A 12840-nucleotide genomic window follows, 5' to 3' on the forward strand; every position below is an offset into this window, starting at 1 on the left:
TCCGGCTCCGTCCCATTTAAGCCACCCCGCGATGACCGACCGGACATGAGTAGCGAACGCATAGTCGTTCTCGCCCACGAGAAGTTTCCGGACGAAGCGAAGACCGCCCTCGGCGTGATGCGCTACGGCGACCAGGAGATCGAGGCCGTCCTCGACCGCGACCGCGCCGGCGACCGCGTCGCCGACCACGAACCCGATCTCCCGGACGCGCCGATCGTCGACTCCTTCGAGGAGGCGATCGCCGCGGCCGAGGGCGGCATCGACGCCCTCTACATCGGTATCGCGCCGATCGGTGGCGGGTTCGACGAGACCTGGCGCGACGACGTACGCGCCGCGATCGCGGCGGGCTGTGACGTCGTGAGCGGGCTCCACTACTTCCTCAACGAGGACGAGGAGTTCGCGGAGTTGGCGGCCGAACACGGCGTGGAGCTGCGCGACGTTCGCGACCCCCCCGAGGACTTGGGTGTCGCGACCGGCCACTCCGCCGACGTCGACGCCGACGTGGTGCTCACGGTCGGGACGGACTGCTCGGTGGGGAAGATGACGGCCTCACTGGAGATCGTTGAGGCCGCCCGCGATCGCGGGATCGACGCCGCCTTCGTCCCCACCGGTCAGACGGGGATCATGATCGCGGGCTGGGGGAACCCGATCGACCGAGTGATCTCCGATTTCACCGCGGGCGCGGTCGAGGACCTGATCCTCGAGAAGGGCGACGAGCACGACCTCCTCGTCGTTGAGGGACAGGGGACCATCATCCACCCCGCCTACTCGGCGGTCACCTGCGGGATCCTCCACGGCTCGATGGCCGACGGCCTCGTGCTCTGTCACGCCGCCGGCCGCGAGGCGATCCACGGCTATGAGTCCTTCGAGCTCCCGCCCTTTTCCGACTACGTCGACCTCTACGAGGACCTCGCGAGGCCGGTTCACGAGACCGAGATCGTCGCCGGCGCGGTCAACACGAAGGACGTGGGCGACGACGACGAGGCCGGATCGATCGTCGACGCGTTCGGCGAGGAGGTCGGGGTTCCCGCGGCCGACCCCGTCCGGCACGGGGCCGATCGGATCGTCGACGGGATCGTCGACGAGGTGCTCGAGGAATGAGCCTCGAGGCCGCCTTCGAGCGAGTCTCTATGGAGCTCGAGGAGCCGTTCACGATCTCGCGGGGGACCCAGACGGAAGCCGAGAACCTGATCGTCCGCGTGACCGACGACGAGGGGACGACCGGCGTGGGCGGCGCGGCCCCCGCGCGACACTACGGCGAGACCGCCGACACGGTCGAGGCGGTGTTGCCCGAACTCCTCTCGGTCGTCGAGGAGGTCGGCGACCCCCACGCGCTGACGACGATCGAGTCGCGGATGACGGAGGTCGTCCAGGACAACCCGGCCGCCCGCTGTGCGGTCTCGATCGCGCTCCACGACCTGGCCGCGAAGCGGCTCGACGTTCCCCTCTACCGGCTGTGGGGACTCGACGCCTCGGCGACGCCGAACACCTCCTTCACCGTCGGGATCGACACCACGGAGCGGATCCGCGAGAAGGCCGCGGACGCGGCCGACGCCGGCTACCCGATCCTGAAGGTGAAACTCGGCGGCGACCGTGACCGCGAGATCGTCGAGACGGTCCGGGAGGCCGCGCCCGACGCGACGATCCGCGTCGACGCCAACGAGGCGTGGACGCCCCGCGAGACGGTCGAAAAGAGCGAGTGGCTCGCGGAGCTCGGCGTGGAGTTCATCGAGCAGCCGGTGCCCGCCGAGGACCCGGAGGGGCTGAAGTTCGCCTACGAGCGCTCGGCGCTGCCGATCGCCGCCGACGAGTCGTGTGTCACCGCCACGGATATTCCGCGGATCGCCGACCGGTGTGACATCGCGAACCTGAAGCTGATGAAGACGGGCGGGCTCTTAGAGGCGCGGCGGGCGATCGCGACCGCGCGCTCGCACGGACTGGAGGTGATGCTCGGCTGTATGATCGAGTCGAACGCCTCCATCGCGGCCGCGACCCACCTCGCGCCGCTTCTGGACTATGCCGACCTCGACGGCTCGCTGCTGCTCGCCGAGGATCCCTTCGAGGGGCCGGCCTTCGAGGGCGGGGCGATCTCCCTCGACGACGTCGACCGTGCCGGGACCGGCGCGGTCGAGCGGTAACCGGGGACGAGCCCCTCCCGTCGTCACCGACGGCTGGACGCCCGCCGGCTCTCGCCGACTACCGTAGGAACTCGATCGCGGCTCCCTGGCCGAACCCGACACAGAGCGTCGCGAGCCCGCGCTCCGCGCCACGTTTCTCCATCTCGTGAAGCAGCGTGACGGGTAGCCGCGCGCCCGAGGCACCCAGCGGGTGGCCGATCGCGATCGCGCCGCCGTTGACGTTGTATATCTCCTCGTCGACGCCGAGCTCGCGGCGGGCGTACTCACACTGGGAGGCGAACGCCTCGTTGAGCTCGACGAGATCGTAGTCGTCGACCGTCGTCCCCGCCCGCTCGAGCAGGTTCCGGGTCGCGGGCACCGGACCGATCCCCATCACCGTGGGGTCGACGCCGGCGACCGCGTTCGTTCCCACCTCCGCGAGCACGTCCAGTCCGTGATCCTCCGCGAACGCCCTGCTCGTCACGAGCGTCAGTGCCGCGCCGTCGGAGATCTGCGAGGCGTTCCCGGCGGTGACGGTCCCGTCACCCGTGAACGCCGGGGGCAGCTCCGCGAGCTTCTCGGGAGTCGTGTCTGGGCGGATCCCCTCGTCCTCGGTGACGATCCCCTCCTCGGTCTCTACGGGGACGATCTCGTCGTCGAAGCGGTCCGAATCGGTCGCCTTGGCGGCGCGCCGGTGGCTCCGCGCGGCGTACTCGTCCTGGGCCTCGCGGCTCACGCCGTACTCCTCGGCGACCTTCTCCGCGGTCATCCCCATCTGGAGCTGGAAGACGTTGTACCGCTCGGAGAGCTCCGGGTGGAGGTGCTGGTAGGAGTCGCCGTCCATCGGGACGCGGCTCATGTTCTCGACGCCACCGGCGACGATACAGTCGCGGTTACCCGCGGCGACCGCGTCGGCCGCGGAGATGATCGCCTGCATCGAGGAGGCGCACCACCGGTTGATCGAGGTCGCGGGCACCGACTCGCCGAGATCGGAGAGCAGCGCGATCACCCGGGCGACGTTGTTGTCCTGTTCCGTCCGCTGCTGGGCGACTCCCCACATGAGGTCGTCGACGTGGTCGCTCGAGAGCCCCGTCTTCGAGAGCGCGTGGTCGATGAGCCGGACCGAGAGGTCCTCGCTGCGGACGTCCGCGAAGACGCCCCCGTCTCGCCCCTGTGGCGTTCGATACGCGGCCGCGATCACCGGCGTCGTGTCGTCGGTCATGCCCGAACCGAGAGCCGTGACGGGCTTAAAATGGCGTGGAACCCGAAGGAATCCTCCCGCCGTTTATCGTTTTATTCCTCGGACTCCCCGAGCAGGCTCTCGCCGGTCATCTCCGTCGGTCGGTCGATCCCCATCGTCTCCAGCACGGTCGGGGCGACGTCACAGAGCGACCCGCCCGCGCGGATCACGCGGCCGCCGCCGTCTCCGTCGGGCGATAGGTAGACGAACGGGACCGGGTTGTAGGTGTGTGCGGTGTGGGGGTTCTCGGGCGTCCCCATGTCGTCGGCGTTGCCGTGGTCGGCGGTGACGACCGCGTGGCCGCCGGCGTCGGCGACCGTCTCGAGCAGCCGGGAGAGCTGCGTGTCGACCGCCTCGACCGCCTCGACGGCCGCCTCGAAGTCGCCGGTGTGACCCACCATGTCCGGATTCGCGTAGTTCAACACCACGAGGTCGGGGTCGTCCGTCTCGACCACCCGGATCGCCTCGTCGGTGAGCTCGCGGGCCGACATCTCCGGCTGCAAGTCGTAGGTCGCCACGTCCGGGCTCTCGATTATCGAGCGCTGCTCGCCGGGGAACTCGACCTCCCGGCCGCCGTTGAGGAAGTAGGTGACGTGCGGGTACTTCTCCGACTCGGCGATCCGAAGCTGGGTCCCGCCGGCCTCGGAGACGACCTCGCCGACCGTGTTCGTCGGGATCTGCGGCGGGAACGCGACCGGGAACTCGAACGTCTCGTCGTACTCCGTCATGGTCACCAGCTCGACGTCCGGCCGGTCCACCTCGAACTCCCACTCCGGCTCGGTTCCGGTGAGCATCCGGACCAGCTGGCGCGCCCGGTCCGCGCGGAAGTTGAAGAAGACGACGGCGTCGCCGTCGGTGAGGGCGGGCCCGCCGGCGACGAGCGTCGGCTCGATGAACTCGTCCGTCTCGCCGCGGGCGTGCGCCTCGCGAGCGGCCTCGACCGCCGATTCGGCCTCGTGCGGCGCGTCGCGGTTCACGATCGCGTCGTAGGCGCGTCTCGTCCGATCCCAGTTCTCGTCGCGGTCCATCGCGTGGTACCGGCCGGTCACGGTCGCGACCGCACCGGTCCCGCGGCCCGCGGCCTTCTTCTCCACCGAGGCGAGGAACTCCTCCGCGATCTCCGGGGCGGTGTCGCGACCGTCGGTGAACGCGTGGGTCGTCGCCGGGACGCCCGCCTCGGCGGCCGCGTCGATGAGCGCCTCCAGGTGCGAGACGTGCGAGTGGACGCCACCGTCGGAGACGAGCCCCATGAAGTGGACGCGGCCGCCGGTCGACGCGACGCGCTCGAACGCCGACGCGAGCGCGTCGTTGTCGGCGAACGATCCCTCCGTGAGCGCGTCAGTGATGCGGGTGTACGCCTGCTTGACGACCCGGCCCGCACCGATGTTGAGGTGGCCGACCTCGGAGTTACCCATCTGTCCGTCCGGGAGTCCCACGCGCCGGCCGTGGACGACGAGCGACCCGTACGCCCCCCGTTCGGCCGCCGCGTCGAAGGTCGGCGTCTCGGCGGCCGTGACCGCGTCGCGCCCCTGCGTGTCCGGAACGTAGGGGTCGTCCGGCTCGAGACCGGTCCGGTGTGGCGAGTCGCGGCCGAGGCCCCAGCCGTCGAGTACGACGAGCGCAGTTCGCATACCTCACCCTCCCCGCCGCGAGGTAATTACCCTTCGTTCCGGAGGGTCGGCGGCGCGGCGATCCCGCAGTGACCCCGCGACGATCGATCGATCGCGGGAAGCCAACCTTTTGTCCGTCGGAGGCTAACCATACGTTAATGGACTCCGCGGTACTGCTCGATCTCCTCGGGAACGAGAACCGGCGACGCATCCTCCGGCTGCTCGCCGAGAAACCCTGTTACGTCACGGAGATCTCGGAGTATCTCGGCGTGAGCCCGAAGGCCGTCATCGACCACCTCCGAAAGCTGGAGGAGGCCGGGCTGATCGAGTCGACCACGGACGACCAGCGGCGGAAGTACTTCCGGATCACTCGGAGCCTGCGGCTCGAAGTGAGCGTCTCCCCGTACGGGTTCGGCGCGAAGAGCGCGTACCCCGCCAGCAACAGCCTCGACATGTCCGGACGGTGTCCCCACCTCTCGATCGAGGCACCCGACGGCGGCGAGAGCACGGACGAGATCGCCGACCTCGCCGCCGAGTACGGTCGGCTCCGCGAGCTCGACCGGGAGCTATCGGTCGCCAAGCGATGGGTCCACGGCCGCGTCGAGGACGCCCTCGCGGAGATCGACGAGCGGCTCGGCACCGAGGCCGACAGCCGGTTTTACGCCGCGGTGCTCGCGGCCCTAGCCGAGACCGACGGGTCCGTGGAGGCGGTCGTCGACGAGGTCGGTGCCCCCGAGGACGCCGTCGTCGACGCCCTCAGGCGGCTCGCCGACGTCGGGGTCGTCACCCATGAAAGGGAACGCGAACGGTTCCGGATCCGCTGAGACCGCTTTCGGCCGTGTCCGGCAGCGTCCGGCAGTCGGGTCGCCGGCCGCGACAACCCGAACCAGCACCCGGCGGCCTCGGCCGCTTTCGGAAGCTTTTGACTGCCGGCTGACGCATCACCGGCGTGAGCCGTTACCGAAACCTCTCGTTGTTCTTAGTCCTCGCCGCGGTGTGGGGCTCGGCGTTCATGGCGATCAACGCCGGATTGGCGTACTTCCCGCCGGTGCTGTTCGCCGCCCTCCGCTACGACGTCGCGGGCGTGGTCGTGCTCACGTACGCGGCCTACGTCGTCGACGACCCGATCCCGCGCGGCCGCGACGAGTGGAAACTCGTGGCCGTGGGTGCGGTGCTCCTCATCGCCGCCTACCACGCCTTCCTGTTCATCGGACAGACCGATCCCGAGGTGACGAGCGCGGTCGCGTCGGTCACCGTCGGCCTCTCGCCGGTGTTGACGACGGTGTTCGCGCGGGCGTTCCTCCCCTCCGAACGTCTGACGCTCCTCGGCGTCGTCGGCCTGCTCGTCGGGCTCGCCGGTGCCGGCGTGCTGGCCGCGCCCGACCCCGCGAACCTGACCGCCGGCGGGACCGTCGCGAAGTTCCTCGTGTTCCTCGCGGCCGCGGCGTTCGCGCTCGGGTCCGTGCTCACCCGCGCACTCGACGTCGGCATGGAGATAGAGACCATGGAGGCGTGGTCGATGCTGTTCGGCGCGGCGATCATGCACGCGATCGCGTTCGGTCTCGGCGAGTCGATGGCGGAGGTCGTCTGGACGACCGACGCGCTCCTCGCGCTCGGCTACCTCGCGGTGTTCGCGAGTGGCCTCGGCTACCTCATCTACTTCGACCTCCTCGACCGGCTCGGGCCGATCGAGATCAATCTCGTCTCCTACGTCGCGCCCGTGTTCGCGGCGCTCTCCGGCTGGCTCGTGCTGGACGAGGGGCTCACCCCGAACACGATCGCCGGCTTCCTCCTCATCTGTTGCGGCTTCCTGCTCGTCAAGCGGGCGGCGATCCGCGACGAGCTTCGCCGGCGAGGCGTGGTGGCGTAGGACCGACCGAACCGATCCCGCCACGTCGACCCAGCAAGCCTTTGTCGCGTCCGCGAGAGTCACCGGTATGAACCGCAAGGAGCTCGCCGCCCGGATCGACCACACCGTGCTCGGCCCGACGACGACGTGGAAGGACGTCGAAACGGTTCTCGAGGAGGCCGCGGAACACGGGATGAACGCCTGTATTCCGCCGTGTTATCTCACGGAAGCGACCGATCACGACGCGGATCCCGACGCGGTCGCGACCGTCGTCGGGTTCCCGCACGGGCAGTCGTCGATGGAGACCAAACGCGACGAGGCGGTCAACGCCTGGGACGACGGGGCCGACGAGATCGACCTCGTGATCAACGTCGGTCGGCTGACGGCCGGCGAGGACGACGCGGTCGCGGACGAGCTCGCCGAGGTCGTCGCGGCCGTTCCGGTCCCGGTGAAGGTCATCATCGAGACCGCGCTCCTGACCGACGCGGAGAAGCGCCGGGCCTGTGAGGTCGCGGTCGACGCCGACGCCGACATGGTGAAGACCTCGACCGGGTTCGCCGACGGCGGCGCGACGGTCCCCGACGTGGAGCTGATGAGCGAGTACCTCCCGGTGAAGGCCTCCGGCGGGGTCGGCTCCTACGAGGAGGCGATGGCGATGTTCGAGGCCGGCGCGGAACGGATCGGCGCGTCCTCGGGGGTCGCGATCGTCGAAGGGTCGCCGGAGTGAACGCGGAGCGGCGGGACGGCTAGCGGTCGGCGTTGCGGTTGCCATCGGCGTCGGCGTCGCGGTCGTCGTCGGTGTCGGATTCCACCACGTCGGCGTCGACTCCTTCCTCGACCGCCGGCGTCGTCGGTTCGGTCTCGACGCCGACGTCTGCGTACGAGTCGTCGCGGTCGCGGGAGCCGGAGCCGAACAGTCGGTCGACGATACCGCGGTCGTGGCGCTTCTCCGCCAGAAGCACGGAACACTCCACGTCGTAGAGCACGTCGAGCACGAGCGATCCGCGAACCAGCCGCGAGAGCAGTCCCTTCTCCGTCGCGCCGATCACGAGCAGGGTCGCGTCGCGGGCCGCCTCGGCGATCCGCGACTCCACGTCGCCCGACTCGACGCGGAGTTCCGCGTCAGCGAGGCCGTTGTCCGCGGCCCACGACTCGAGGAACGCCTCCCCCTCGGCGCGGTCGTCGGCGACGTGGAGCAGCGTGATCTCGGAGCCGAACTCGACCTTGAGGGTCCGCGCGACCGCCGCCGATAGCTCGGAGTCGGGGCCGCCCGCGGTCGGAACCAGGATCCGGGAGGCGTCGAACCCGCGGTCCCGGAACACGAGGAAGTCACACGGCAGCGAGTGGGCGAGTTCGTCGACCGCGGACTCCGCCCGCCCGGGCGCGCCGTGGGAGTTCTCGCCCCAGCCCATCACCGTCAGGTCCGCGCCGTAGGTCCGCGCGGCGTCGAACACCTCCTCGAAGACGCGGTGTGAGAGGACGACGTGGGTCTCCACGTCGACGCCGAACGTCTCGGCGTCGTCGCGAGCCTGGTCCAACAGGCCGTGTGCCGCCTCGTGAGCCCCCCGGTCCCGCGCGGCCTCGAGTGAGGTCTGGTCTGGGACGTTCGCGATGTTGACCGCGACGACGGTGCCGTCCCGCTGTTTCGCGATCGCCGACGCCAGCGTGATCAGGTGCTCCTCGGTCGCCGGGTTCGCGAGCGGCACCATCACCCGGTAGTCGCCGCCGCTCGGCTGGACCGAGGTGGCCGCCGACACCGCGGGCTTGGGAAGTTCCTCCGAGCGGTCGAGCACCCACGTCCCCAGCACGCCGCGCGCCTCCACCCGCGAGCGGGCGTACACGAGGTACCAGAGCACGGCGAAGCCGACGAGGCCGAACGAGATCAGGATGATCGTCGGCTCGATGTAGACGATCAGCGCGAACGACGACAGCGTCCCGATGATCGGGACGACCGGGTAGAAGGGAACCTCGAAGTCGGGGTCGTACCCCTCGACGCCCGATTCGCGCATCACGATGAGTGCGAGGTTGAGCAGGCCGTAGACGATGAGGTGGAGCACGGACCCCATCGTCGACAGCGACTCGACGCCGCCGGCGGCGAGGAACACGAGGATGAGCCCGCCGGTGAGCGCGATCGACTTGTACGGGGTGCCGAACCGCTCGTGGATCTCGTTGAGCTTCGGGGTGACGATCTTCTCGCGACCCATCGCGAAGTTGATCCGCGACGACGAGAGGATGGAGGCGTTCGCCGACGAGGCCGTCGCGAGCAGCCCGCCGATGAGCAGCATCCCGGCGCCGACCGCGCCCAGCGAGTAGCCGAACACGTCGTAGTTACCGAACAACAGACGGGCGGCGTCGACGACCGCGGTCTCGTTGTTCGCGACCAGTTCGTTCGGCACCGCCGCGAGCAACACGACGAGGAACAGCGCGTACACGACGGTGACGATCACGACCGATCCGAGGACCGCGAGCGGGAGGTTCCGACCGGGGTTCTTGATCTCCTCGGCGACCGAGGTGATCTGGACGAAGCCGAGATACGAGACGAAGATGATCCCGGTGACGGGAAGCACCTCCCCTACCGTTCCCGGCGGTGCGATCGGCCGCAGGGAGTCCATGTCGGCGTTCAGCAGGCCGACGACGGTGAAGACGGCGAGGATGCCGAGAAGCGACATCACGATGACGATCTGGAGGCCGCCGGTCTCCTTCGCGCCGAAGTAGTTGATCGCGATGAAAAGCAGCGCGCCGGCGAGCCCGATCACCTGTGCGGCCTCCAGCGTGAGCGGCCCGAGGCCGACCGGACCGAGCCCGACGAGCGCATTGACGTACTCGCCGAAGCCGTACATGTAGAACGCGGAGGCGAACGCGAGCCCGAGCCAGTTTGCCCAGCCGGCGATCGAGCCGAACATCGGGCCGAGCGCCCGGTTGACGTAGAAGTACGCCCCGCCGGATTTGGGCATCGCCGTGCCGAGTTCCGAGGCGGATAGCGCCGTGAACAGCGCGATCACGCCGCCGAGGACGAACGTGGCCGCGGCGAGCGGGCCGGCCCGCGCGACCGCGGTCCCGGGTAGCACGAAGATACCGGCACCGATCATGGTGCCGATCCCGATCGTGAGCGCCGCAAGGGGACCGAGGTCCTTCGCGAGCTCCTCGTCGCCGCTCACGCGCGCCCCTCCGTCGTGACGTCGTCGTCGACGATCGACACGACTCGCTTCGAGCTACGCGGGGTCATGGAGTACACTCTCTCGGCAAGGGATTTAGGCGGATCGTTCGTCCTCGGAGCGTTCCCGGTCCGTTTTTGCCCGTCCGCGCCGGAAGGGGTGTCATGACCATCGACACGGGGACGGTCGAGGAGCTGATCGAGTCGGGGATCCCGGAATCGGTTGCGCGAGTCACGACTCCTCGGATCCACAACGACGAGGACGAGGACGCCCACTTCGCCGCGGTCGTCGTCTCGCCCGTCTTCGAGGGGGAATCGCTCGTCGACCAGCACCAGCGGGTGTACGACGCCGTCGGCGACGACATGACTCGATCGGTCCACGCGCTGGAGATCAAGACGTACACGCCCGAGGCGTACGCCGAACACGGCGACGGCATCCTCGACGACGACCTCCGGACGGCCGGGCTGCTCCCAGTCGAGTAGCGGCGCTCCGGTCCAGAGCGGTCGACCGAGCGGGTCAGCCGGGAGGTTTTCGTTCCCCGCGACCGTCGCCGCGACCATGTCGCCGTCGCCCTCCACGCTCGAACGATTCACGGACGCTTCTTGGCCGGCCGTCACGCTCCTCGTGGTCGTCTTTCTCGCCGGAGTCTACCTTCGCGCGAGCCGGGTCGATCCCGCGTTCGGCGTCATCGTCGTCGCCTTCCTCGTGATGAACGGCGGACTGATCGCGCTCGGCGGGTGGGCTGCGGGCCGGAACGAGGAGTGACAGCGCGGAGCGGGCCCCTCGGACGGCTCACTCCTCGGCGTCGTCGTCAGCGACGGCAACATCGACGTCGTCAGCGACGTCGTCAGCGGCGTTGGCGGAATCGGCGTCGGCGGACGACTCCTCGCCTCGATCGGCCAGCCCCGCGAGGTGGCCGATCTCGGGGAGGATGACGTCCTCGACGCCAAGCCGGACCGCGTTCTCCGAGCCGGGGAGACAGCAGACGACGGTTCCGTCGACCACCCCCGCGGTCGCGCGTGAACCGACCGTCCGCGTGCCGACCTCCTCGGCGGAGAGTCGGCGGAACAGTTCGCCGAAGCCGGGGAGGTCCTTCTCGAAGAGCGGATCGACCGCCTCGGGCGTGACGTCGTCGGGAGTCACCCCCGTGCCGCCGGTCGTCACGATGGCGTCCGTGTCCTCGCGTCTCGCGAGGCGGTCGACGGTGCCTTGGACCCCGTCGAAGTCGTCGTCGACGAGTTCGCGGACGGCGACCTCGTGGCCCGCGTCCTCGAACGCCTCGACGAGCAGATCGCCGGAGACGTCCTCATCGATGGATCGGGAAGAGGAGACCGTGACGACCGCGACCGCGACCGTCTCCGCGTCGTGAGCGTGATGGTGATCGTCGTGGTCGTCGTGGTTGTGAGCGTGACCGTGTCCGTGGTCATGATCGTGGTCGTGATGCTCGGTGTCGTGGTCGTGATTATCGGCGTCGTCGCTCATGTCCAGTCGTTCGGTCGGGGTCGTGAAAACACCATTCGTCGCGGTCGGAGGGCATCATACAACTCTCCTCACGGCTGTTCACTTCACAGGCAAACGTCAGAATACGTTATTGGAACCGACCTGCTTGTAGAATGGGTGTTTCGTGGGAGAATTGGATGGATAGAACGAGAGCGTTGCTGGGGCGGTGATCACGATCTCGGAGAACACTTCCAAAGCCCCAGCCGGCTCCGGTCGAGGGCCTCGCTGTGGTCCTCGTCGCTCACTGCGTTCGCTCCTGCGGTCCTTGATGTCGGCCGTCTTCCCGGAGCCGGCTTCCCCTTTGAGTCCCACCCGCACCGCACCTCACGCCTCCCCAGCCTCGTCGCTGGCGCGGAACCGCGCCAGCGACTCCCTCGCGGGCTCCTCGCGCCCCTGCGGGGCACTCGGAGGCGCGCCACCGCCCAGAGGATCGCTCAAGTCTCGCACACGGGCTCGATCGGCGGTTCCGACGAGAATCTCGATTCACGTCTCCGGCACGGAACACAACGTTTAGTCGGGACGCCCGCACACACCGCGTATGCGCTTCTTCGAGCAGCTCGCGGACCGGATCGAACGGACCGACAGCGTCGTCTCGGTCGGCCTCGATCCGGACCCGGACCGGATCCCGTCGTTCCTCTCGGACGCCGACCTCCCGCGGTGGGCGTTCAACCGGCGTATCATCGACGCGACCCACGAGCACGCGGCCTGTTACAAGCCGAACGCGGCATTCTACGAGGACGCCGACGGCTGGCGCGCGCTCAGGGAGACCGTCGCGTACGCGGCCGGCAAGGACGTCCCAGTCCTCCTCGACGCCAAACGCGCCGACATCGGCAACACGACACGCCAGTACGCCGAGGTGCTGGAGTGGGTCGACGCGATCACCGTCAACCCGTACATGGGCCGCGACTCGCTCCAACCGTTCCTCGACCGTGAGGAGAGGGGCGTTTTCGTGCTCTGTCGGACGTCGAATCCCGGCGGGAGCGACCTCCAGGACCTCGAACTCGGTTCGGGTGAGCCGCTGTACGAGCGCGTCGCCGCGCTCGCGGACGTCTGGAACGCGAACGGGAACGTCGGTCTCGTCGTCGGCGCGACGACTCCCGACGAACTCGCGGAGGTCAGGGCGATCGTTCCGGAGATACCGTTCCTCGTCCCCGGCGTCGGCGCACAGGGCGGCGACGCCGAGGCCGCGGTCGACCACGGGCTCGCGACGTATCCGGAGGTCGACGTCGACGTCGGACTAGTCAACTCCTCGCGGGGGATCGTCTTCGCCGGCGAGGAGGCGGCTCGGCCCGACGACGAGACGGCCTACTTCGGAGCCGCCGGCGACGCGGCGAAACGACTGAAGAGGCGGTTGAACCGGTATCGGTAG

The 12840-nt window shown here is 69.2% G+C and carries 12 protein-coding genes; 8 read left to right on the plus strand and 4 right to left on the minus strand.

What is annotated here, in order from left to right:
- The first annotated feature begins 45 nt into the window (after window positions 1-45).
- Window positions 46-1101: a DUF1611 domain-containing protein gene (locus FN829_RS08110; RefSeq protein ID WP_142986477.1), complete on the plus strand. Its 1056-nt coding sequence runs from the start codon at window positions 46-48 to the stop codon at window positions 1099-1101.
- Window positions 1098-2138: a dipeptide epimerase gene (locus FN829_RS08115; RefSeq protein ID WP_142986478.1), complete on the plus strand. Its 1041-nt coding sequence runs from the start codon at window positions 1098-1100 to the stop codon at window positions 2136-2138. Before FN829_RS08110 ends, FN829_RS08115 begins: the two co-directional genes overlap by 4 nt.
- Before the next feature lie 58 nt (window positions 2139-2196).
- Here FN829_RS08115 and FN829_RS08120 read toward each other — a convergent pair whose 3' ends face one another.
- Window positions 2197-3339: a thiolase family protein gene (locus FN829_RS08120; RefSeq protein ID WP_142986479.1), complete on the minus strand. Its 1143-nt coding sequence runs from the start codon at window positions 3337-3339 to the stop codon at window positions 2197-2199.
- 71 nt (window positions 3340-3410) lie between these two features.
- Window positions 3411-4988 (minus strand): 2,3-bisphosphoglycerate-independent phosphoglycerate mutase, encoded by a 1578-nt coding sequence (gpmI, locus tag FN829_RS08125; RefSeq protein WP_142986480.1) that lies wholly within the window; start codon window positions 4986-4988, stop codon window positions 3411-3413.
- Between the two features lie 137 nt (window positions 4989-5125).
- Here gpmI and FN829_RS08130 point away from each other — a divergent pair, with 137 nt between their 5' ends.
- From FN829_RS08130 to deoC, 3 genes are all read left to right on the plus strand, one after another.
- Window positions 5126-5791 carry an ArsR/SmtB family transcription factor gene (locus FN829_RS08130; RefSeq protein ID WP_142986481.1) on the plus strand — a complete coding sequence of 222 codons (666 nt, stop codon included), beginning with the start codon at window positions 5126-5128 and terminating at the stop codon, window positions 5789-5791.
- Window positions 5792-5916: 125 nt separating this feature from the next.
- Window positions 5917-6837 (plus strand): DMT family transporter, encoded by a 921-nt coding sequence (locus tag FN829_RS08135; protein WP_142986482.1) that lies wholly within the window; start codon window positions 5917-5919, stop codon window positions 6835-6837.
- 67 nt (window positions 6838-6904) lie between these two features.
- Window positions 6905-7543: a deoxyribose-phosphate aldolase gene (gene deoC / locus FN829_RS08140; RefSeq protein ID WP_142986483.1), complete on the plus strand. Its 639-nt coding sequence runs from the start codon at window positions 6905-6907 to the stop codon at window positions 7541-7543.
- Window positions 7544-7562: 19 nt separating this feature from the next.
- Here deoC and FN829_RS08145 read toward each other — a convergent pair whose 3' ends face one another.
- Window positions 7563-9974: an amino acid permease gene (locus FN829_RS08145; RefSeq protein ID WP_142986484.1), complete on the minus strand. Its 2412-nt coding sequence runs from the start codon at window positions 9972-9974 to the stop codon at window positions 7563-7565.
- A 161-nt stretch (window positions 9975-10135) separates the two neighbouring features.
- Here FN829_RS08145 and FN829_RS08150 point away from each other — a divergent pair, with 161 nt between their 5' ends.
- Both FN829_RS08150 and FN829_RS08155 read left to right on the plus strand, forming a co-directional pair.
- Entirely contained in the window at window positions 10136-10453 is a 318-nt protein-coding gene (locus FN829_RS08150; protein ID WP_142986485.1) for a BolA family protein, read from the plus strand.
- A gap of 76 nt (window positions 10454-10529) precedes the next feature.
- A complete protein-coding gene (locus FN829_RS08155) occupies window positions 10530-10736 on the plus strand; it encodes a hypothetical protein (protein WP_142986486.1) in 207 nt (68 codons plus the stop codon).
- Window positions 10737-10763: 27 nt separating this feature from the next.
- Here the strand turns inward: FN829_RS08155 and FN829_RS08160 are convergent, their stop codons facing one another.
- On the minus strand, window positions 10764-11453 hold the full coding sequence (locus tag FN829_RS08160) for a MogA/MoaB family molybdenum cofactor biosynthesis protein (protein WP_142986487.1): 690 nt from the start codon (window positions 11451-11453) through the stop codon (window positions 10764-10766).
- Window positions 11454-12009: 556 nt separating this feature from the next.
- Here FN829_RS08160 and pyrF point away from each other — a divergent pair.
- Entirely contained in the window at window positions 12010-12840 is an 831-nt protein-coding gene (pyrF, locus tag FN829_RS08165) for an orotidine-5'-phosphate decarboxylase (protein WP_142986488.1), read from the plus strand.

This window comes from Halorubrum cibi (assembly GCF_900182635.1).
Lineage (GTDB): Archaea > Halobacteriota > Halobacteria > Halobacteriales > Haloferacaceae > Halorubrum > Halorubrum cibi.

Coding starts and splice junctions, on each gene's coding strand:
- FN829_RS08110 (WP_142986477.1), top strand. CDS start 46: ATGAGTAGCGAACGCATAGTCGTTCTCGCCCACGAGAAGTTTCCGGAC.
- FN829_RS08115 (WP_142986478.1), top strand. CDS start 1,098: ATGAGCCTCGAGGCCGCCTTCGAGCGAGTCTCTATGGAGCTCGAGGAG.
- FN829_RS08120 (WP_142986479.1), bottom strand. CDS start 3,339: ATGACCGACGACACGACGCCGGTGATCGCGGCCGCGTATCGAACGCCA.
- gpmI (WP_142986480.1), bottom strand. CDS start 4,988: ATGCGAACTGCGCTCGTCGTACTCGACGGCTGGGGCCTCGGCCGCGAC.
- FN829_RS08130 (WP_142986481.1), top strand. CDS start 5,126: ATGGACTCCGCGGTACTGCTCGATCTCCTCGGGAACGAGAACCGGCGA.
- deoC (WP_142986483.1), top strand. CDS start 6,905: ATGAACCGCAAGGAGCTCGCCGCCCGGATCGACCACACCGTGCTCGGC.
- FN829_RS08150 (WP_142986485.1), top strand. CDS start 10,136: ATGACCATCGACACGGGGACGGTCGAGGAGCTGATCGAGTCGGGGATC.
- FN829_RS08155 (WP_142986486.1), top strand. CDS start 10,530: ATGTCGCCGTCGCCCTCCACGCTCGAACGATTCACGGACGCTTCTTGG.
- FN829_RS08160 (WP_142986487.1), bottom strand. CDS start 11,453: ATGAGCGACGACGCCGATAATCACGACCACGACACCGAGCATCACGAC.
- pyrF (WP_142986488.1), top strand. CDS start 12,010: ATGCGCTTCTTCGAGCAGCTCGCGGACCGGATCGAACGGACCGACAGC.